The organism is Maritimibacter sp. (assembly GCF_016774595.1).
Taxonomy (GTDB): Bacteria; Pseudomonadota; Alphaproteobacteria; order Rhodobacterales; family Rhodobacteraceae; genus Maritimibacter; species Maritimibacter alkaliphilus.
In genome coordinates, this window is the sequence record NZ_JACBWT010000003.1 from 238,248 (window position 1) to 257,182 (window position 18,935).

General features: G+C 64.4%; 20 protein-coding genes. 13 read left to right on the top strand and 7 right to left on the bottom strand.

All coding sequences use genetic code 11. From position 1 onward, the window contains the following. Nucleotide 1 precedes the first annotated feature (1 nt). The gene (locus HOY44_RS21170) at nt 2–1,285 is read right to left on the bottom strand and encodes a CaiB/BaiF CoA transferase family protein (RefSeq protein ID WP_287437625.1); all 1,284 of its coding nucleotides are present in this window, start codon (nt 1,283–1,285) and stop codon (nt 2–4) included. A gap of 176 nt (nt 1,286–1,461) precedes the next feature. On the opposite strand from HOY44_RS21170, the gene HOY44_RS21175 reads away from it, so the two are divergent. From HOY44_RS21175 to HOY44_RS21195, 5 genes are read left to right on the top strand one after another with little or no spacing between them, the layout of a single operon-like run. Further along, nucleotides 1,462–2,223 carry an SDR family NAD(P)-dependent oxidoreductase gene (locus tag HOY44_RS21175; RefSeq protein ID WP_008327665.1) on the top strand — a complete coding sequence of 254 codons (762 nt, stop codon included), beginning with the start codon at nt 1,462–1,464 and terminating at the stop codon, nt 2,221–2,223. A 20-nt stretch (nt 2,224–2,243) separates the two neighbouring features. Further along, the gene (locus HOY44_RS21180; protein WP_008327662.1) at nt 2,244–3,530 is read left to right on the top strand and encodes an aromatic ring-hydroxylating oxygenase subunit alpha; all 1,287 of its coding nucleotides are present in this window, start codon (nt 2,244–2,246) and stop codon (nt 3,528–3,530) included. Further along, nucleotides 3,514–3,981, top strand: coding sequence for a MaoC family dehydratase (locus HOY44_RS21185; protein ID WP_138424361.1), 468 nt, complete (start codon nt 3,514–3,516; stop codon nt 3,979–3,981). Before HOY44_RS21180 ends, HOY44_RS21185 begins: the two co-directional genes overlap by 17 nt. Next, entirely contained in the window at nt 3,978–4,721 is a 744-nt protein-coding gene (locus HOY44_RS21190; protein ID WP_287437629.1) for a ThuA domain-containing protein, read from the top strand. Before HOY44_RS21185 ends, HOY44_RS21190 begins: the two co-directional genes overlap by 4 nt. Further along, nucleotides 4,718–5,587 (top strand): alpha/beta fold hydrolase, encoded by an 870-nt coding sequence (locus HOY44_RS21195; RefSeq protein ID WP_008327647.1) that lies wholly within the window; start codon nt 4,718–4,720, stop codon nt 5,585–5,587. The genes HOY44_RS21190 and HOY44_RS21195 overlap by 4 nt, the downstream gene beginning before the upstream one ends. Here the strand turns inward: HOY44_RS21195 and HOY44_RS21200 are convergent. Further along, nucleotides 5,584–5,910 carry a Rieske (2Fe-2S) protein gene (locus tag HOY44_RS21200; protein WP_008327645.1) on the bottom strand — a complete coding sequence of 109 codons (327 nt, stop codon included), beginning with the start codon at nt 5,908–5,910 and terminating at the stop codon, nt 5,584–5,586. The two genes, HOY44_RS21195 and HOY44_RS21200, sit on opposite strands and share 4 nt — an antisense overlap. Before the next feature lie 9 nt (nt 5,911–5,919). Next, entirely contained in the window at nt 5,920–7,083 is a 1,164-nt protein-coding gene (locus HOY44_RS21205; RefSeq protein ID WP_287437634.1) for an acyl-CoA dehydrogenase family protein, read from the bottom strand. Between the two features lie 127 nt (nt 7,084–7,210). On the opposite strand from HOY44_RS21205, the gene HOY44_RS21210 reads away from it, so the two are divergent. From HOY44_RS21210 to HOY44_RS21220, 3 genes are read left to right on the top strand one after another with little or no spacing between them, the layout of a single operon-like run. Then, nucleotides 7,211–8,176, top strand: coding sequence for a thiamine pyrophosphate-dependent dehydrogenase E1 component subunit alpha (locus HOY44_RS21210; protein WP_287437636.1), 966 nt, complete (start codon nt 7,211–7,213; stop codon nt 8,174–8,176). A 12-nt stretch (nt 8,177–8,188) separates the two neighbouring features. Next, nucleotides 8,189–9,214 carry an alpha-ketoacid dehydrogenase subunit beta gene (locus tag HOY44_RS21215; RefSeq protein WP_138424365.1) on the top strand — a complete coding sequence of 342 codons (1,026 nt, stop codon included), beginning with the start codon at nt 8,189–8,191 and terminating at the stop codon, nt 9,212–9,214. A 1-nt stretch (nt 9,215) separates the two neighbouring features. Continuing rightward, on the top strand, nt 9,216–10,640 hold the full coding sequence (locus tag HOY44_RS21220) for a dihydrolipoamide acetyltransferase family protein (protein WP_287437638.1): 1,425 nt from the start codon (nt 9,216–9,218) through the stop codon (nt 10,638–10,640). 74 nt (nt 10,641–10,714) lie between these two features. Here the strand turns inward: HOY44_RS21220 and HOY44_RS21225 are convergent, their stop codons facing one another. Next, on the bottom strand, nt 10,715–11,377 hold the full coding sequence (locus HOY44_RS21225; protein ID WP_202795869.1) for a GntR family transcriptional regulator: 663 nt from the start codon (nt 11,375–11,377) through the stop codon (nt 10,715–10,717). A gap of 244 nt (nt 11,378–11,621) precedes the next feature. Here HOY44_RS21225 and HOY44_RS21230 point away from each other — a divergent pair, with 244 nt between their 5' ends. The 3 genes from HOY44_RS21230 to HOY44_RS21240 all read left to right on the top strand — a co-directional run bounded on the left by HOY44_RS21230 (nt 11,622) and on the right by HOY44_RS21240 (nt 13,243). Then, complete coding sequence (locus tag HOY44_RS21230; protein ID WP_008327634.1) at nt 11,622–12,164, top strand: VOC family protein; 543 nt, start codon at nt 11,622–11,624, stop codon at nt 12,162–12,164. Nucleotides 12,165–12,174: 10 nt separating this feature from the next. Further along, entirely contained in the window at nt 12,175–12,978 is an 804-nt protein-coding gene (locus HOY44_RS21235; protein ID WP_287437644.1) for an SDR family NAD(P)-dependent oxidoreductase, read from the top strand. A 70-nt stretch (nt 12,979–13,048) separates the two neighbouring features. After that, entirely contained in the window at nt 13,049–13,243 is a 195-nt protein-coding gene (locus tag HOY44_RS21240; RefSeq protein WP_287437646.1) for a hypothetical protein, read from the top strand. Here the strand turns inward: HOY44_RS21240 and HOY44_RS21245 are convergent. The 3 genes from HOY44_RS21245 to HOY44_RS21255 are packed head-to-tail and all read right to left on the bottom strand — an operon-like array spanning nt 13,232 to nt 16,479. Then, nucleotides 13,232–14,896 (bottom strand): class I adenylate-forming enzyme family protein, encoded by a 1,665-nt coding sequence (locus tag HOY44_RS21245; protein ID WP_287437648.1) that lies wholly within the window; start codon nt 14,894–14,896, stop codon nt 13,232–13,234. The two genes, HOY44_RS21240 and HOY44_RS21245, sit on opposite strands and share 12 nt — an antisense overlap. After that, entirely contained in the window at nt 14,893–15,711 is an 819-nt protein-coding gene (locus tag HOY44_RS21250; protein WP_287437650.1) for a ThuA domain-containing protein, read from the bottom strand. The genes HOY44_RS21245 and HOY44_RS21250 overlap by 4 nt, the downstream gene beginning before the upstream one ends. 6 nt (nt 15,712–15,717) lie before the next feature. Beyond that, a complete protein-coding gene (locus HOY44_RS21255) occupies nt 15,718–16,479 on the bottom strand; it encodes an SDR family NAD(P)-dependent oxidoreductase (protein ID WP_008327622.1) in 762 nt (253 codons plus the stop codon). 238 nt (nt 16,480–16,717) lie between these two features. On the opposite strand from HOY44_RS21255, the gene HOY44_RS21260 reads away from it, so the two are divergent. Beyond that, nucleotides 16,718–17,503, top strand: coding sequence for an enoyl-CoA hydratase-related protein (locus tag HOY44_RS21260; RefSeq protein ID WP_287437652.1), 786 nt, complete (start codon nt 16,718–16,720; stop codon nt 17,501–17,503). Nucleotide 17,504: 1 nt separating this feature from the next. After that, entirely contained in the window at nt 17,505–18,932 is a 1,428-nt protein-coding gene (lpdA, locus tag HOY44_RS21265) for a dihydrolipoyl dehydrogenase (protein ID WP_287437654.1), read from the top strand. Nucleotides 18,933–18,935: the final 3 nt, after the last annotated feature.

The following is an 18,935-nucleotide window of genomic DNA, read 5'->3' on the forward strand; positions in this document are numbered from 1 at the left end:
GTCAGATGATGTTGCGCGCCCGCAAATCTTCGATCTGCTCGTCGGTCAGGGTCAACCGTTCGCGCAAAAGCGACTCGGTATGTTCGCCGGCGAGCGGGGGCGGGCTGTTGTAGACGACCGGGGTGGCCGAGAACTTCAGCGGGCTGCCGACGACGCGCACGTCGCCCATCACGTCGTGATGCAGGGTGACGAACATATCGCGTTCGGCGAGCTGTTCGTCCCGCTCGATGTCGGCCATGTCGTTGATCGGCCCGCAGGAGACTTTGGCGCCGTTGATGACCTTCATCCAGTGGTGTTTGCCGTGGTGCGACAGCGCCTCGGTCATGTCTTTGGACAGTTGCTTGCGGTTGGCGAGACGGTCGCGCGAGCGGGCGTACTTCTCGTCCGTCGCCCATTCGGGGTGGCCCAGCACCTCGGCCAGACGCGCGAATTCGCGGTCGTTGAAGGTGGCGATGAGGATGTGACCGTCGGCCACCTGAAACACGCCGTTGGGCACGGCGGTCGGGTGATCGTTGCCGGTGCGCGGCAGCGGGGCCTTGGCGTTGAGCCAGGCCGAGAGCGAGTTGAGCAGGAGCGCCACCTGACTGTCGAACAGCGAAATGTCGATCTGCTGACCCTTGCCGGTCTTTTCCCGGTCGATGATGGCCGCGAGGATGCCTATGACCGCGTTGTTGCCCGCCGTGATGTCGGCGATGGGCACGCCCACGCGCATCGGCCCGGCGCCGGTCATCCCGTCAGGCAGGCCCGTGACGGCCATCTGCCCGCCCATCGCCTGCACGAGATAATCATAGCCCGAGCGGTCGGAATAGGGGCCGGTCTGGCCGAACCCGGTGATCGAGCAGTAGATCAGGCGCGGGTTGATCTTGGCGAGGTCGTCGTAGCCCAGCCCGTAGCGGGCCAGCGTTCCGGTGCGGAAGTTCTCGATGAAGATGTCGGCCTCGGCCACCAGACCGCGCAGGATCTTGGCCCCGTCCGGGTGCGCGAAATCGAGGGTGAGCGAGCGTTTGCCGCGGTTCACCGTCTGGAAGTAGGTGCTTTGTTCGAGGTCGTCCGTGGGCGAGGTCACCCAGGGCGGGCCGAGGGTGCGCAGATCGTCGCCGCCGCCCACGCGTTCGATCTTGATGACGTCCGCGCCCAGATCGGCCAGCGTCTGTCCGGCCAGCGGCCCGGCGACAACGCGACTGAGGTCGAGCACTTTCATCCCAGCAAGGATTCCGCCGCCTACGCCGCTTGCGACCTGCGCAGCGTTGGTTCCGGGGCTCGCTTTCGCCGAGCTGTCGTTCATGCGTTTCCTCCCTTGGTCCCGTTCCCGATGTGTGACATTTCGCCGTTATGCGGAAACAAGTTTCTGGGTATACAATAGGGCGGTCATGATATACCTGTAAAGAGCAATCATGCGCCATTGCCCGTTGCATCCGTCATAAGGACGCACGACCATGTGAGAGAGGGAGGACAGCTGACATGGAGCTTGGCCTGAAGGGAATGAAGGCAGCCGTGACCGGGGGAAGCCGGGGCATCGGCAAGGCGATCGCCATGCATCTGGCACAGGAAGGATGCGACGTATCCATCTGTGCACGGGGTGAAGAGGGAATCGCCGCGACTCGGGCCGAGATCGAGGCGGAAGGCGTCAGAAGCTTCGGAACCGCGCTTCAGGGGCGCGACGGCGATGCCGTGCGCGGCTGGATGCGCGAGACCTGCGACGTGTTCGGCGGACTGGACCTTCTTGTATGCAGTTTGTCGGGCGGCGGTGGCACGAACGAGGAAGGCTACTGGCGCAGATCGTTCGAAATCGACGTGATGAGCGCCACGCGCGCGGTGGACGAGGCCTATCCGCATCTCAAGAAAAGCGGCAAGGGTTCAATCCTCGTGATCTCGTCCATGGCCGCTGCCGAGACATTCGTGTCGCCGATGGCCTATAATGCGATGAAGGCGTCGCTGGTCACGTGGTCCAAGCAACTGGCCGAGCAATACGCGCCCAAGGGCATCCGCGTGAACTGCCTTGAGCCGGGGCCGACCATGTTCCCCGGCTCGAACTGGGAAATGATAAAGGTCGCCCGCTCGCGCACCTATGCGGGCGTCCTGCGCCAGCAGCCGACACGGCGCATGGGCGAGGTGGACGAGATTGCGAAATCCGCCGTGTTTCTGGCCAGCCCGGCGGCAAGCTGGGTCACCGGCGCCACGCTGCGCGTCGACGGCGGCTATACCAAGGGCGTGCAATTCTGACGTCGCATGAGGAGAGAGTGATGACCATTCAACGCGTCAAACCCGGCGATTTCACCAAGACGCCGGTGGACAAGACCGAAGACCCGGATTTCGGGACCGAGATGATTCCCAAGGAGCGGTATACGAGCCGCGACTTCATGCAGAAGGAATGGGACCGGCTCTGGACGAAGGTCTGGAACTGGGGCTGCGCCTCGCAGGATATCGAAGAGCCGGGCGATTACATCGTCACCTCGCTGGGCAAGGAGGAGATCCTTTTGACGCGCCAGCCCGACGGCACGGCGAAGGGCTTTTACAACGTCTGCCAGCATCGCGGGAACCGGCTGATGATGGGGCAGGGGAACGCGACCACGTTCAAGTGCAACTATCACCACTGGGAATACAAGCTGACGGGCGAGTTCGAGAACATCCCCGATATCGAGACCTTCCCCCAAGGCGCGCCGCCCTGTGGCGGGCTAACCGAGGTGCGGGTCGAGGAATGGAATGGGTTCGTCTTTTTCTGCCTCGACCCCGACGGCGAGTCGTTTGACGATTTCATTCACCCGCTGAAGGAACACCTCGGCCCCTATCACTTCGACCGGATGGTGAAGGTCACCGACTGGACGGTGGAGTGGGAGTGCAACTGGAAAACCAGCGTGGATGCGTTCAACGAGTCGTATCACGTGCAGGGTATCCATCCGGAGCTGCTTTACTTCATCGAAGACAAGCACCTTCAGATCGACACCTATGAAAAGCACAACCGTTACCTCATCCCCTTCGCGACGATCAGCCACCGGGTGAACGAGACGACCGAAATCCCGCACCTCATCAAGCACGCGATGAAAGAGGCGGGGATGGACCCGGCGGATTTCGACGGGCGGATCAGCGAAATTCGCCCCGCGCTTCAGAAATGGAAGCGCGAGCATGGCGCCGAGCAGGGGCTGGATTACAGCGATCTGAACGACGAGCAGCTGACGGACGATTATCACTACATGATCTTCCCGAACATCACGATGAACACCCATGCGGATGATCTGATGCTGTTCCGTCAGCGCCCGCACGAGACGGACCCGGACAAGATGTATTTCGACGTCCAGATGTTCAAACTCCTGAAAAAGGACGAAGAGAAGCCGCGCCGCAAACCCAAGAACGAACGGTTCAAGCATGGCGAGCGGTCGATGGGTCTGGTCATCGATCAGGATGCGGCGAACCTGCCGGGGGTTCAGCGGGGGATGCATTCCGAAGCCTACGAAGGGCTGTGGCTGGGCGATCAGGAACTGCGCATCCGGCATTTCCACAAGGTGCTGATGGATTATGTCGGCGAAGACTGATCCGCATCCCGCGCGCAAATGGGAAGACCTCGAGATCGGGGAGGAGACGACATCCTCGCCGCTGACCGTGACCGCCGAGGACATGGTGGAATTCGCGGGCCGCTATGATCCGCAGTATTTCCACAATGACGCCGAGGCGGCGAAGGAGTCGCTGTTCGGGGAGTTGGTAGCGAGCGGTATCCACACCGCTGCCCTGTGGCGGATCATGGATCACGAGGTGAACGGGAACATCGACTGGGTCTGCGGGGTCCAGTGGGACAACGTGCGCTGGAGCCGCGCGGTGCGGGCGGGCGATACGCTGACCGCGCATTCGCGGGTGGTGTCCAAGCGCCCCAGCGAAAGCCGCCCCGGCGTGGGTCTGGCCGTGCTGGAGCATTGGGTGGTCAATCAGGACGGGGTGACGGTGTTCAGCTTCGCCTCGACCGATCTGGTGTATCGGCGGGCGGCATGAGGCTGCCGCCCCGCTTGGACGTGCTGCTTGTCACCGGCGGCCCCTATCACGACATGGATCACGCGCGGCTGGCGCTTCTGGGCTTTATGGCCGAGCATGAGCGGATGCGCGTGACAGTGCGCGACGGATACGACGCTGACGACATCGCGGCGGCGGATGTGATCGTGACCTATACCTGCGACAGGGTGCCGGATGATCCCGCACTCGACGCGCTGACGGCCTTCGTCGAGGGTGGCGGGCGGTGGTTCGCGCTGCATGGCACGAACAGCCGGATGGTGCTGGACGGCGACAAGCCCGTGGTCTGCCCGCCCTTGCCGGAGCGGCTGCTGGACCTGTTGGGAAGCCAGTTCGCCGCGCATCCGGTGCCGGGGCGGTTCAAGGTGAAACCCGTGGGCGCGCATGACCTGACGCGGGGGATGTCCGCGTTCTTCGTCGAGGACGAGCAATATCTTCAGCATCATCTGCCGGGCAACGAGGTGCTGCTGGAAACCGAGTTCGAGGGCGAGACGCCCCTGTTCGAGACGGCGCAGTGGGCGCGGGCGGCGCATCAGGTGATGTATCTGCGCGCGCGGGGCGAAGGGGCGGTTCTATACCTGACGCTGGGCCACACGCGCGGGCGCTACGACATGCGCCCCGTGGCCGAGGAATACCCGTTCGTCGAGCGGGGGTCGTGGGATCACCCCGATTTTCAAACGCTGATCCGGCGCGGCCTGCGCTGGACGATGAAAGAGACGATATGACCATCCAGACCTGCGAGCCGGGCGCGACGCGCGTGACCTACAAGATGGACGACGGCGTGACGCTGGTGGGCGAGGCTTTCGGTGCGGCGGATGCGCCGCCCGTGATTCTGGCCCATGGCGGCGGGCAGACGCGCTATGCCTGGAGCCGGGTCGCGCAGCGGCTGGGCGATGCGGGGTGGCAGGCCGTCGCGCTCGACCTGCGTGGGCATGGGGAAAGCGACTGGCACGAGGGCGGCGATTACTCGATCCCGCGCTTCGGCCACGACCTTGACCATGTCGCGCGGCAGTTCGGGCAGAAACCCGTGATCGTCGGGGCCTCGCTGGGCGGGAATGCCGGGCTTCTGGTCGCGGGGCAGGGGGCCGATGCGCCCTGTCGCGGGCTGGTGCTGGTGGACATCACGCCGAAGATCGATGAGCGCGGGGTGGACAAGATCATCGGGTTCATGGGCCGCCATATGGACGAGGGTTTCGCCAGTTACGACGAAGCGGCCGAGGCCATCGCCGGATACACGAACCGCAAGGGGCGCAAGTCGAACCGCGACAGCCTGCGCCGGTATCTGCGCGAAGGCGAGGACGGGCGGCTGAGGTGGCACTGGGATCCGGCGTTCATCGTCGGGCGCAAGTCGTCGCGTATGGCCCCCGAAAGCCTTGGCCAGCTCGAAGGCGCATTGGCCGCCGTGACCGTGCCGATCCTGCTGGTGCGCGGGTCGAACAGCGATCTGGTGAACGACGAAAGCGTTGCCGAATTTCTGAAGATCGCACCGCAGGCGCAGTTTCGCGACGTGACCGGCGCGGGCCACATGATCGTGGGCGACCGCAACGACGTGTTCGCCGAGACGCTGGACGATTTCCTGAGCGGGCTTTAGCGGTTCGGCTTCACCAGCACCCGGCGGCCTTCGATCTTCACATCGAACTTCGGCAGGTTCGGGCAGGCGGATTTCGCCTTGCCCGTTTTTATGTCGAACCGTGCGCCGTGGTGCGGGCAGGTGATTTCGCCCCCCTCCACCTTGCCGCCGTCGAGCTTGCCGAAGGAATGGGTGCAGAAGCCGGAAAAGGCCACGATCTCGCCGCGTGCGTCGCGTGACAGCATGACCTCCTGACTGCCGATGGAGGTGAAGAAGACGCCCGTTTTCGGCACCTGCATGGTGGAACAGGCGTCTTCATAGTCTTTTTGTCCGCCGGGTAGCATCGCGCCCCCTCAGTTGGCCCGTTGGTTGAAGCGCCGCCCGACCATGGCCGAGGCGATGTTCACTTTCTGGATGTCGATCGCGCCGCCTGCAATCCCCCAGCCCCAGCTATCGCGCAGGCGCCGTTCCATCGGGTACTCTTTCGAATAGCCGTAGCCACCCATGAGCTGCACGGCGGTCCCCGTCACCTCGCGGCTGATTTCGTTGGCATAGCACTTGGCGATGGAGCTTTCGAGGATCGAGGGCATCCCGTCCTCGGCATTGCTCGCCGCGCGGTGGATCAGAAGGCGCGCGCCTTCGACGCGGATCTTCATCTCGGCCAGCTTGATCTGGACGCCCTGGAATTCGACGATGGGGCGGCCGAATTGCTTGCGTTCCTGCACATAGGCCTGCACGTCGTCCAATGCGCCCGAGGCTTGACCCAGCGACATGGTGGCGTTGCCGCAGCGTTCGAGGTCGAAGGCTTCCATCAGCTTCTTGAAGCCGCCGGCGGGCACGATCACCGAGTCCAAGGGCAGTTCCACGTCGTCGAAGTTGAGATCCGAGGACGGCACGCCCCGGAACCCCATGAGTTCCTCTTGCGGGCCGAAGGACAGGCCGGGGGTGCCCTTTTCGACATAGACCGCGCCGATCCCCTTGGCGCCGGGGTCGTCGGACATGCGGCAATAGACGACGTAACCGTCCGCGTGACCCCCGCCCGAGCACCAGCGTTTGGTGCCGTTGAGAATCACCTTGTCGCCGTCGATGACCGCGCGGGTTTTCAGATCGGTCAGCGCCGAGCCCGCGTCGGGTTCCGACATGGACACGGCCACGACAGCCTCGCCGCCGCAGACGCGCGGGATCACCCGTTCCTTGAGGCTGTCCTGCGCGAAATGTTCGATGGCGCGCACGGGGCCGACGCAGCTTTCAAAGACCGGGAAGGCGACGGCGGAGGAAATCTTGGCGAATTCCTCGACCACCAGCAGGGCTTCGAGGTTGCCGAGGCCCAGCCCGCCGTACTTTTCGGCCACGTTGATTCCAAGGAACCCCATCTCGGCGTAACGGGCGAGCCACTCGGCCGGAACGGGTTCGCATTTCGCCTCGAGCTCCTTTGCAAGCTCGGGCAATTGCTCCTGCGCGAAACGCCGGGCGGCTTCTTGCAGGCTCTTCTGATCGTCGGTCAGCTTGAAGTCCATTCGGCCCTCTCCTCCGCTGTGAATACAAAAACAGGTCTTTTCATATACACAAAAATCTGAGATGAGTATATGCAATCGCTCAAAAAGCCGAGAAAGTGGGCTTTGGGGGCACAAACGGGAGGATACAATGCAGCAAAGCCCGGATCAGATCCGGCAGGCCTATCGCCAGATGCGGTTGATCCGCGAGTTCGAAGAGCGCCTGCATGTCGAGAACCCCAAGGGCGAGATCGCCGGGTTCACGCACCTCTATTCGGGACAGGAGGCGATTGCGGTCGGCGTCTGCGAGAACCTGCGCGACAACGATTACATCATCTCGACGCACCGGGGGCATGGTCATTGCCTTGCCCGTGGCTGCGACCCCAAGGGGATGATGCACGAGATTTACGGGCGGGCCGACGGGCTGTGCAAAGGGCGCGGCGGCTCTATGCATATAGCCGATCTGGACAAGGGTATGCTGGGCGCGAACGGCATCGTGGGCGGCGGTCAGCCGATCGCGGTGGGCGCGGCTGTGGCCTGCAAGGCACGCGGCGACGGGTCGGTTTCGGTCAGTTTCACCGGCGACGGTGCGTCGAACCAGGGCACGGTGTTCGAGGCGATGAACATGGCGGTGGTGCTGAAGCTGCCCAAGGTCTTCGTGCTGGAAAACAACGGCTACTCGGAACACACCGGGGCGAGCTACGGGATCGGCGGCGATCTCAAGACCCGGACCGAGGGCTTCGGCATCCCGGTGTGGGAAGCCGACGGGTTCGACTATTTCTCTGTATACGAAGCGGCGGAAAAGGCCATCGAACATGCCCGCGCGGGCAACGGGCCGAGCGCCATTCTGGCCACCGCGACGCGGTATTTCGGCCATTTCGAGGGCGATCCGCAGAACTATCGCGCCAAGGACGAAGTGAAGAACTTCCGCGAAACCGTCGATGCGCTGAAACAGATGCGCGAAAAGGTGACGGGTGCGGGCATCTTCACCGCCGAGGAACTGGACGCCATCGACGACGAGGTTCTGGCGCTGATCGACTCGAGCGTCGAGAGCGCGCGCACCGGCCCGACGCCGGGCGCGGACACGATGATGTCCGATGTCTACATCGATTACTGAGGGAGGCGCGTCATGGCTGTTTTGACGATGCGCGATGCGCTGAACCAAGCGCTGCATGAGGAAATGGAACGCGATCCGAGCGTGATCGTGATGGGCGAGGATGTGGCCGGCGGGTCCGGCGGCACCTCTGGCAATATCGAGGCCGCGGGGGGCATTTTCGGTGTCACCAAGGGGCTGAAAACCAAGTATGGCGCGGACCGGGTGATCGACACTCCGATCTCGGAAAGCGCGATCATCGGGCTGGCCAACGGGTCGGCGCTGGCCGGGATGCGGCCTGTCGCCGAGTTGATGTTCGCGGATTTCGTGGGCGTCTCGATGGACCAGATTTTCAACCAGATGGCCAAGTTCCGTTACATGTTCGGCGGCAAGGCCAAGACGCCCGTGGTGCTGCGCATGAGCATGGGGGCGGGGATGAACGCCGCCGCCCAGCATTCTCAGACGATTTATCCGATGCTGACGATGGTGCCGGGGCTGAAGGTCGTGATTCCGTCGAACCCGGCGGATGCCAAGGGTCTGATGAAACAGGCGATCCGCGACGACGACCCGGTGATGTTCTTCGAGCACAAGGCGCTTTATTCCAAGAAGGGCGAGGTGCCGGAGGGCGAATACCTGACCCCGTTCGGCGAGGCCGATCTGGTGCGCGAGGGCAAGGATTGCACCGTCGTCGCGCTGGCCCGGATGGTGCCGTTCGCGATGAAGGCGGTCGACAAGCTGGCGGAAGAGGGGATCACCTGTGACCTCATCGACCCGCGCACCACGTCGCCGCTGGATGAGGACACGATCCTTGAAAGCCTGTCGATGACCGGGCGTCTGGTGGTCGTGGACGAGTCGAACCCGATGTGTTCGATCGCCTCGGAGATTGCGAGCATCGCGGCCTCCAAGGGCTTCGGCAGCCTGCGCGCGCCGGTCGAAAAGGTGACCGCGCCGCATACGCCGGTGCCCTTCGCGCGTGAGCTCGAGCGCCTCTATGTGCCCAGCCCCAACGATATCGAAGCCGCGATCCGCCGGACGCTGGCCAACCAAGTGGAGGGCGTGTGAGATGACCGGGATTACGCCGATCACGCTTCCGAAATGGGGGCTGGAAATGTCCGAAGGCACGGTGACCGGATGGCATCTGGCCGAAGGTGACAGCGCAGAGAAGGGCGCCGAGCTTGTGGACGTGGAAACCGACAAGATCGTCAATGTCGTCGAACTGGATCAGGCCGGAACGCTACGCCGGATCGTCGTGCCCGAGGGCGAGACGGTTCCCGTGGGCACCCTGATCGCCGTCTTTGCCGATGCCTCGGTGGATGACGCGGCCATCGACGGGTTCATCGCGGACTACAAACCCGTCGATGCCTCGTTCGAGCCGGGGGCGGATGCACCCGCCGCGCCTGCCAAGCCCGAAGCGCCCGCGCCGGAGCCGGAGCCTGCGAAAGATGTGAAAGCCACGCCGCTCGCCCGCCGCGCGGCCGAGGCCGGGGGCGTCGATCTGGCCAGTGTCGAGGGCACGGGCCGGGGCGGCAAGGTCACCAAGGACGATGTGGCCAAGGCCGGGGGCGGTGCGCCCAAGCGCAGCCCCGAAGAGGTCCGCGCCGAGAACGACGGCGTTCATGCCAGCCCCATCGCGCGCAAGTTCGCGAACGAGGTCGGGCTTGGGATGAAGGGCCTGACCGGATCGGGCCGCAAGGGCCGGGTGTCGCTGGAGGATGCGCAGGCAGCCGCGATTGCGGGCGGTCTGTGGACCCGTCCGGCGCCCGTGTCCCGTGGGCCGGTCGCCACGGCGGCCCCCGCCGGGGCCGGGGCCGAACAGCCGTTCACGGGAATGCGCAAGTCCATCGCCAAGGCGCTGGTGCAATCCAAACAGACGGTGCCGCATTTCTATACGACCGTGGATATCGAGGTCGACGCGCTGATGGACCTGCGAAAGGGCATGAACGGTTCGGCGGACGAGGGCGATCCGAAGGTGTCGGTGAACGACTTCCTTCTGAAAGCCTGTGCGCTGGCGCTGGCCAAGCATCCAGGCGTGAACGTCCATGTCTCGGACACCGGGGTCACGCCGTTCGAGCAAGCCGACATCGCCATGGCCGTGGCCATCGACGGCGGGTTGATTACCCCCGTGGTGCGCAACGTCGGCGGGCGTGGCCTGCGCGACATCGCGGCGGATGCCAAGGCGCTGGCCGGAAAGGCGCGCGACCGGACGCTTTCGGGCGACGAGATGACGGGCGGCACCTTTACCCTGTCGAACCTCGGCATGTTCGGGGTGCGGGAGTTCGATGCGATCATCAACCCGCCGCAAGCCGCGATCCTCGCCGTGGGTGGCCCGCGCCGGGAAGCGCGCGAGGTGGACGGTGGGGTTGGCTTTGTCAGCGTCATGTCCGTGACGCTCTCCGCCGATCACCGTGCCGTGGACGGGGCGCTGGCCGCCGAGTTCCTGCGCACGCTCAGAGGTTTGATCGAAGCTCCCCTGCGTCTGGTTTCCTGACGCGCCTTCGATCGAACAAAAAACCGCCGGGTCTCCTCCCCCGGCGGTTTTTTTCGTTTCGCGATGGTGTCGGGTCAGCCGTTGGCCGCAGCCATCTGACGGTCGCCGAGCGCGATGTATTCGGCCAGCACGTCGCCTTGGACGTTCGTATGCTTGCGGAACAGGTCGGCGGCGAGGTCGTAGTCGCCCGCGCAGATCGCCTCCATGATCGCCTCGTGGTCGCGCAGGTTGTTCTCGGACCGGCCCGGATAGTTCAGCTGGAAGCGGCGATAGGGGACGAGCTTGATGCCGAGGCGGTTCGTCGTCTCGATCAGTTCGTGGTTGTGGGTGCCTTCGATCACCATGAGGTGGAACTTGCGGCTCAGAAGGTAATACTTGTCCTGATCGCCGGTATCGAAGGCCTCGACCGAGGCTTCGTGCAGCTTGCGCAGCGCCGTGCGTTCCTGCGGCGTCATGCGGCGGGCGGCGAATTTGGCGCAGATCCCTTCGAGTTCCGACATCACCTCGAACAGGCGGATCATGTCGGACAGGTCGATCTGGGTGACGATCGCGCCCTGACGCGGCTTCTTTTCGACGAGGCCGGACTGGATGAGCTGAAGCATCGCCTCGCGCACCGGGGTGCGGGAGACCGAGAACCTTCGCGCAAGCGCTTCTTCATCGAGGGAGGCGCCGGGCGCCAGACGACCGGAGAAAATGTCGTTCTCCAGCGCGAGTCGCACCGTTTGCGCGTGTGTCATGCCCGAGGTTTTTGCCATCGACAGCCAGACCTTTCCGAGTTCTCGTTACTCACCATTCGTGTTTTTTACAGTAGCATTTGGAATACCTGACTTTCCAGACTTTTGCGCAACCACAGGACGATTCCGGCCACTTTCTTGGGCGGCGTGGCGGGATTTCGCAACAAACCCCGGTTTTTGGCAGAAGTTTCCCTTTCATACGGTATGCGAAGGGTGATATTTCGGTATACAAGAGAGGGAGGAGCGCATGAGCCGCATCTTTGGCGAGATCCGACAGGTCGCCTATATCACCGACGACATGGACAGGACGCTGGCGTTTCTGAGCGAAACGGCCGGGATCGGTCCGTGGTTCGTGGCGCGCGACGTCACGCTGAAAGACGTCACCTATCGCGGCACGACCTGCGATCTGAGGATCGGGGCGGCGCTGGCCAATTCCGGGGCGTTGCAGATCGAGGTGATCCAGCAGCACAACGACGTGCCCTCGATGTACACCGAGTTCACCGACCGCAACGGATTCGGGCTGATCCCGCAGCATTACTCGGCCTGGCCCACGGCGTATGACGCCACGCTGCGCCGGGCGCTGGATGCCGGGTTCGAAGTCATTCAGGAGGGGCGGTCGGCCTATGGGCCGCTGTCCTATCTTCAGCATCCCGAGACGCCGGATTTCTACATGGAGCTGACCGAGCTGACGGCGGAGCGGAAGTCGATTTTCGATCAGGTGCGGGATGCGGCGGACGGCTGGGACGGCAGCGACCCGGTGCGCGAAGGCTGGCCCACGCCGAAGGTATGAGGACAAAGACATGACAGGACGACTGAACGGAAAGCGCGCGATCATTCTGGGCGCAGCGGCGGAGGGGAACCTTGGTCAGGTCACGGCGCGTCAGTTCGCCGCCGAAGGGGCCAAGGTGCTGGTCGCGGGCCGGCACGAGGGGCCGCTCAAGGCGCTGGCGGATGAGATCGGCGGGGCTTATGCGCTGTGCGACATCACCGACGAGGGGCAGCTTGCCGCGATGGTGGCGAAGTGTGTCGACAGCTTCGGCGGTGTCGATCTGGCGGTCAATTGCACCGGCTGGGGCCTGCTGACCCCGTTCCTCGACAACACGCGCGAAGAGCTGGAAAAGATGTGCGCCCTGCAATTCGTCGGGCCGTTCCAGTTCTTTCAGGCGGTATTGCGCGAAATGGCGGACGGCGGATCGCTGGTTCAGGTGTCGTCGGCCACGGCCAAAATCATGATGGACGATCATTCGGCCTACATGGGCACGAAAGCGGGAATCGACCACGTGATCCGCACCATCGCCAATGAATTCGGCGCGCGCGGCATTCGCGCCAACAGCGTGGCACCGGGGTTCACAGCGTCGCCGATGACGGAACGCGCGGCGAAAAACCCGGCGGTCGTGGGCGCGTTCGCCAAGGAATACCCGCTGGGCCGGGTCGGCACGCTGGAGGATACCGCCGAGGCGATCACATGGCTTTGCACCGACGCCTGTTTCATGACCGGCGAAGTGGTTCAGGTGAACGGCGGCGTCACGCTTCGGCGCAACCCGACCAACGCCGAGATTGTGGCGGCGGCCAAGGCGGCCAAGGCCGCGCGTGAGGCTGGTTGACACAAGGCAGGGTTTGTTCGGCGCATCCGATGGCGTAGCTTTCCAACGCTGCGTCATCGGAGGTTGGCACATGGACGACACGCACGGCGAGATGCCGAAAGCTGAGAGCGAGGACGCCCGGTTTGGCACGCAAGATGCTATGCGGCGGCACCTTCAGTCCCGTCAGGACGGGCGTTTTGTGTCGCTCGACAAAGGCCGTGCGCAGACGCAACGGATGCTGAATCGCAAGCGCGCCGAGCTGAGGGGCCGGGGCCTATTGCCGTGACTTCGGGTCGATCTTCTCGTCCCGGCTGAAATCGCGGGGCAGCTTGAACTTCTGGATCTTGGTCGTGGACATCGGCCATTCCGACACGATCCGCACATAACGCGGGATCTTGTAGCTGGCGATCTGGCCTATGCAGTGGTCCACCACGTCTTCGGGCGTGAGGGATGCGCCGGGGACAAGCTCGACATAGGCCGCCGCGACTTCGAACAGGTGGTCATCTTCGACCCCGATCACCTGCGCGATCTGAATGTCGGGATGGGCGCAAAGGTAGGTCTCGATCTCGAGCGCGGCGACGTTTTCGCCGCCGATCTTGAGCATGTCCTTCAAGCGCCCGTCATAAGTGATGTGACCATCGCCCGACACGTATCCCATATCGCCGGTGCGCAGCCACTTGCCGCCCTCGACCAGCGTTTCGGCGGTTTTGTCCGGGTCTTTGTAATAGCCGTCGAACAGGCAGAAGCCGCCGATCCAGATCTCGCCGCGCTCGTCCGGGCTGCAATCCTTGCCGGTCACCGGGTCCACGGCCTTGGCGAGCACCCCGTCGAACACGCGGCCCGACACCTGCGTCGCCTCGGCTGGCGGGTCATTCGGGTCGGTGTAGCAACACACCCCCGTCGCCTCGGTCAGACCGTAGGCGTTCACGTATTGCGCGCCGTCGAAAGCGCGGGTGTATTTCTCCATCAAGTCCGCCGGGCCGACGGTGTGGAGGAATCGCAGCGCCGACAGGTCGCGGGTTTTGAAGTCCGGGTGCTGGATCACCTGATTGACCAGCGTGGGGAACGACAGGTAGCCGAAGCTCACCCGCTCCTCCTCCATCTGCCGCAGCGTGCGGGCGGGTTCGAAATGCGCGGTGCAGATCTGGGTCGCGCCGGAGGCACGGCAGGCGGCCATCGGCAGCATGGTGGACATGTGAAAGAAGGGCAGCGGGTTCATCACGCTGTCGTCGGGCGTCAGCCCGAACCGCTCGGCAAAGCTCGCCCCGATCATCGACAGGGTGCGATGGGTGATCATGCAGGCCTTGGGATGGGCGGTGGTCCCCGACGAATACATCATCAGCGCATGATCGTCGGGCGAGGTGGCGCGGGTCAGCGCATCGATCCGGGCGTCGGGCACCTTGTCCGCGCCTTCGAGGAAGGTGTCGCGGGTCGGCCAGACCCTTTCACGCGGGTCGCCGAGGTTGAAGACGGCGCGCAGGCGCGGCGCCTCTTCAAGGTCCAGCGGCCCGCCCGTCCAGATATGCAGGTCCGGGTAGATGCGGGTGAGCATCTCGCGGAAATCCATGTGGGGCAGGGCATGGCCGCCGATGAACAGCACGTCCATGTCCGAATGATGGACGGCATAGGCGAGGTCGTCGTCCTTGAACCGCGCGTTGATGGTCAGGGTCACGGCCCCGATCATCCCGGCGGCGTAGAACAGGCGCACGTAGTCCATGCAGTTGGGCATGAGCACGCCGACATGGGCACCGGGGGCGACCCCGGCGGCGCGGAGCGCACGGGCCCACAGGCGGGCTTCGGTGTAAAGCTCGGACCAAGTCAGGCGCTCGTCATCCACGATAACGGCGGTGGTGTCGGGCCATGCGGCCGCGGCGTGGGCGAGCATGGTGGCGGCGGTTTCGGCCCCGGCGGCGGTGACGCGTTCGCTGGCCCCGGTCATGCCGCGCGCGCCCAATCGGCGGCCGCGTCACTGGTCACCCAGTCGATGGCGTTGCGCAGGAGGGTGCGGAAATTCGCGTCGCCATAGGTCGAGGCATCGTTGCCGCACAGGATCGTCACAGTCGGCGCGTTCCCCGCCTTTTTCGCCCAGGCGATCAGGTTCGTGCCGGGGCCGTGGGACCAGCCATCCCGCGTCCACATCCGGGCATTGAGCGCATTGGCGGCGGAATAGAAATTGTCCTGCTCGAAAGCGTAGTCGGCGCGCAGGAGCGGCTCGATGTCATCCTCGAGCATATCCATGAGATACAGTTCGTCGGTCAGGGTAAAGCCGCCTTCGAGCCCCTTGGTCACCGGGTGATCGCCCTCGGGCGTCATGGTGAATTCGACGGGGAACAGATAGCCGCTGTCGGGATAGTCGCGGCCTTTGTAGGTGCCGGGTTGGTAGAAGAAACGCGTGCCGATCGCCTCGGCATACTCATCCCACAGCGGCCAGCCCGCCACGGCGTGATGCAGGAAGATCATCGGTTTGCCCGCGTCCAGAAGGCCGCGAAAGCCGGTCTTGAACGTCTCGGGCGGTTCGATGAGCAGCGGGGGTTTGGGCGTTTTGAACTGAAGCCCCGGCACGTCGTAGAAAAGGAGCGCGTCGAAATCCGACGCGCCCTCAGGTGACATCAGCGCCGTGGTGGCGGGCTGTTCCACATGGGTCCAGGTCATGCCGCGCATGTCGTCGAACATGCCGAAGAACGCGGGCGTGTCGAACGGATGCCCCTTGGTCGAAACCAAAAGGTTCAGGGGCGCATCATAGCGGATGACCATGGTGGATCAGAACTGCACGCGCTTGGTAAAGCCGCCGTCCACGATCAGGTTGGTGCCCGTGACCCAGCTTGCCGCGTCGGACGCAAGGAAGGCGATGCACTTGGCCACTTCGTCGGCTTCGCCCATGCGCCCGTCGGGCTGCTGCGCGAGGATCGAGTTGAAGAAGGCCTCGTCCGAGTCGCGGATCTGCGCCCAGGAGCCGCCTTCGATCAGGATCGGACCCGGCGAGACGACGTTGAAGCGGATGCCGCGCTTGCCGTGGAACTGGCTCATCTGCTTGGCATAGGTGATGAGCGAGGCCTTGATCGAGTTGTAGGGCATCGGCGCGATGAAGGTTTCGACCGCGGCGGTGGTCGAGATGAACACCACGGACGCGTTGCCCGAAGCCTTCATGTAGGGAAACAGCGCGTCGAAGCCGCGCACGCAGCCCATCAGGTCGATCTCGAACGCTTTATACCAGCTCTTCTCGCCGTCCATGCCGCCGCCAGCGGAGACGCCGGGAACGAAGATGTCGCAACCGCCGAGTTCCTCGGCGGCGTCCTTGAGCCACTGCTGGTAGCCTTCGACCTCTTTCACGTTGGCGGTGCCGCCGACGACCTTGACGCCCTTGCCTTCAAGCTCGGCCACGGTCGCTTTCACGTCGTCTTCGGAGCGCGCGCAGAAGGCGATGTCGCAGCCTTCTTCGACCAGAATGTCGAGCAGCGCCCGGCAGATGCCCTTGGTGCCGCCGGTGACGATTGCTTTTTTCCCTTTCAGGCCAAGATCCATGCCTGTTCCTCCCGTTTGATTCCGGCCCGGTTCGGCCCTTTCGCTTCCGTATACAGAAAAATCGGTTTTCTGTCCATTGGCAAGGGCTACAATGCCAAAGCCTGCGCAATACGTGCCATCGGGAACCGGAAAAGCCCTGTTTTTCAAGGCATGTTCTTTCCTGCGTTTTGAATACGGAAATTGCTCGCTTTACACACAAGCCTCAAATTCCGTATACGAGTAGCGGGAGGATTTGCGCATGAGCGAGCTTGTCGTCGTGACGAAAGACGGGGTGGTGGCCGAACTTCGGTTCAACCGGCCCGAGGCGCTCAATGCGCTGGATCTGCCGATCTCGCGCGCCTTTGCCGCCGCCGTTGCCGATGTGACCGCCGATCCGAACATCCGCGCCATCGTGCTGTCGGGCGAAGGGCGGGCGTTCGTCGCGGGTGGGGATGTGTCGGCCATGGCCGCCGATCCCGACCGGGGGCACGAGGTTGTCGATGCGCTGCTCGAAGTGTTGAACCCCGCCCTGATCGCGCTGCGCGAGAACGACGCGCCGGTGATCGCCGCCGTGCGCGGGGTGGCCGCAGGGGCCGGGCTGTCGCTGGTCGCGAATGCCGACATCGTGGTGGCGGACGAGAATGCGAAATTCGTCATGGCCTACGATCAGGTCGCTGGGGTGCCCGATTGCGGCGGCTCGTGGTTCCTGACCCACCGGCTGGGCCGCGCCCGCGTGATGGACATGATGCTGACCGGCGCGCCGATGACGGCGGCGGAGGCGCAGGTCGCGGGTCTTGTCTCGCGGCTGGTGCCTGCGGACGAGGTGGACACCACCGCCCGCACGCTCGCCGCCAAGATCGCCACCGGGCCGACCGCCAGTTTCGGGCGTTTCCGGCGGCTGGTCGATGCCGCGCCGCACACGACACTGGCCGACCAACTGGCCGCCGAACACGCGGCCTTTGTCGCCGCCGCACAATCCGACGATTTCCGCGAAGGCGTCGCGGCCTTCACCGCGCGGCGCAAACCTGAGTTCAAGGGACGATAGAATGGCAGACTACGACATCATCGTGATCGGCGGTGGCCCCGGTGGCTACACCGCCGCGATCCGGGCCGCGCAACTGGGGATGAAGGCCGCCGTGGTCGAGCGGGAACATCTGGGCGGCATCTGCTCCAACTGGGGCTGTATCCCGACCAAGGCGCTGCTTCGGTCCGCCGAGATGCTGACGCATATGAACCATGCCGCCGATTTCGGGATCGACCTGTCTGGAAAGGCCAAGCCGAACGTCGCCGCCATCGTCGAACGCTCGCGCGGGATCGCCGAGCGGATGAACGGCGGGGTCGGGATGCTTCTGCGCAAGAACAAGGTGGACGTGATCTGGGGACAGGCCAAGCTGACCGCCCCCGGCACGGTCGAGGTCGGGGAACCGGACAAGGCGGCGTGCGAGCCGCAGGTGCCCGCGCCCAAGGGGGTGAAGCCGCATGGAAGCTATTCGGCGGATCACATCATCATCGCCACGGGCGCGCGCCCGCGCGTTCTGCCGGGGCTGGAGCCGGACGGGGACCGCATCTGGACCTATTTCGAGGCGCTGAAGCCCGAGGCCGCGCCGAAGAGCATGGCTATCGTCGGGTCCGGCGCGATCGGGGTCGAATTCGCGAGCTTCTATGCCGCGATGGGGACCGAGGTGACGGTGGTCGAGATGGTGGACCGCATCCTGCCTGCGGAAGATGCCGAGGTGTCGGCCTTCATGCAGAAGGCGCTGGAGAAACGCGGGATCGCGTTCCGCACCGGGGCGAAGATCGACAGCGCCAAGGTGGGCAAGAAGGACGTGACCCTGACGCTGGAGGGCGGCGAAACGCTGAAGGTCGAGCGGGTGATTTCCGCCGCCGGGGTCGTCGCCAACACCGAAGGGCTGGGGCTGGACGGCATCGGGATCACGCTGGAAAGGGGTCTGATCCCGACGACCGGGGCCGGGGCCACGAGCGTTAACGGTGTCTATGCCATCGGTGACATCACCGGCGCGCCGATGCTGGCCCACAAGGCCGAGCATGAGGCCGCGCTGTGTGTCGAGGCTATCGCGGGCGAAGCGGTGCACCCGATGAACAAGGACCGCATCCCCGGCTGCACTTATTGCGATCCGCAGGTCGCCTCCATCGGGCTGACCGAAGCGCAGGCGAAGGAAACAGGCCGCAGCCTCAAGGTCGGCAAGTTCCCGTTTCTGGCCAACGGCAAGGCCATCGCTCTGGGCGACGATCAGGGCATGGCCAAGGTGATTTTCGATGCCGACACCGGCGAGCTTCTGGGCGCGCATCTGGCCGGCCCCGAAGTGACCGAGCTGATCCACGGCTTCGCCACCGCGATGGAGCTGGAAAGCACCGAGGCCGAGATTATCGACACGATCTATCCGCACCCGACGATTTCCGAGGTGATGAAAGAGGCCGTGATGGCCGCCTGTGGACGGGCCGTGAACATCTGAGGA

Bases quoted from the DNA above. Each gene is read 5' to 3' on its own strand.
- HOY44_RS21170 (WP_287437625.1), bottom strand. From the start codon at position 1,285: ATGAACGACAGCTCGGCGAAAGCGAGCCCCGGAACCAACGCTGCGCAG.
- HOY44_RS21175 (WP_008327665.1), top strand. From the start codon at position 1,462: ATGGAGCTTGGCCTGAAGGGAATGAAGGCAGCCGTGACCGGGGGAAGC.
- HOY44_RS21180 (WP_008327662.1), top strand. From the start codon at position 2,244: ATGACCATTCAACGCGTCAAACCCGGCGATTTCACCAAGACGCCGGTG.
- HOY44_RS21185 (WP_138424361.1), top strand. From the start codon at position 3,514: ATGTCGGCGAAGACTGATCCGCATCCCGCGCGCAAATGGGAAGACCTC.
- HOY44_RS21190 (WP_287437629.1), top strand. From the start codon at position 3,978: ATGAGGCTGCCGCCCCGCTTGGACGTGCTGCTTGTCACCGGCGGCCCC.
- HOY44_RS21195 (WP_008327647.1), top strand. From the start codon at position 4,718: ATGACCATCCAGACCTGCGAGCCGGGCGCGACGCGCGTGACCTACAAG.
- HOY44_RS21200 (WP_008327645.1), bottom strand. From the start codon at position 5,910: ATGCTACCCGGCGGACAAAAAGACTATGAAGACGCCTGTTCCACCATG.
- HOY44_RS21205 (WP_287437634.1), bottom strand. From the start codon at position 7,083: ATGGACTTCAAGCTGACCGACGATCAGAAGAGCCTGCAAGAAGCCGCC.
- HOY44_RS21210 (WP_287437636.1), top strand. From the start codon at position 7,211: ATGCAGCAAAGCCCGGATCAGATCCGGCAGGCCTATCGCCAGATGCGG.
- HOY44_RS21215 (WP_138424365.1), top strand. From the start codon at position 8,189: ATGGCTGTTTTGACGATGCGCGATGCGCTGAACCAAGCGCTGCATGAG.
- HOY44_RS21220 (WP_287437638.1), top strand. From the start codon at position 9,216: ATGACCGGGATTACGCCGATCACGCTTCCGAAATGGGGGCTGGAAATG.
- HOY44_RS21225 (WP_202795869.1), bottom strand. From the start codon at position 11,377: ATGACACACGCGCAAACGGTGCGACTCGCGCTGGAGAACGACATTTTC.
- HOY44_RS21230 (WP_008327634.1), top strand. From the start codon at position 11,622: ATGAGCCGCATCTTTGGCGAGATCCGACAGGTCGCCTATATCACCGAC.
- HOY44_RS21235 (WP_287437644.1), top strand. From the start codon at position 12,175: ATGACAGGACGACTGAACGGAAAGCGCGCGATCATTCTGGGCGCAGCG.
- HOY44_RS21240 (WP_287437646.1), top strand. From the start codon at position 13,049: ATGGACGACACGCACGGCGAGATGCCGAAAGCTGAGAGCGAGGACGCC.
- HOY44_RS21245 (WP_287437648.1), bottom strand. From the start codon at position 14,896: ATGACCGGGGCCAGCGAACGCGTCACCGCCGCCGGGGCCGAAACCGCC.
- HOY44_RS21250 (WP_287437650.1), bottom strand. From the start codon at position 15,711: ATGGTCATCCGCTATGATGCGCCCCTGAACCTTTTGGTTTCGACCAAG.
- HOY44_RS21255 (WP_008327622.1), bottom strand. From the start codon at position 16,479: ATGGATCTTGGCCTGAAAGGGAAAAAAGCAATCGTCACCGGCGGCACC.
- HOY44_RS21260 (WP_287437652.1), top strand. From the start codon at position 16,718: ATGAGCGAGCTTGTCGTCGTGACGAAAGACGGGGTGGTGGCCGAACTT.
- lpdA (WP_287437654.1), top strand. From the start codon at position 17,505: ATGGCAGACTACGACATCATCGTGATCGGCGGTGGCCCCGGTGGCTAC.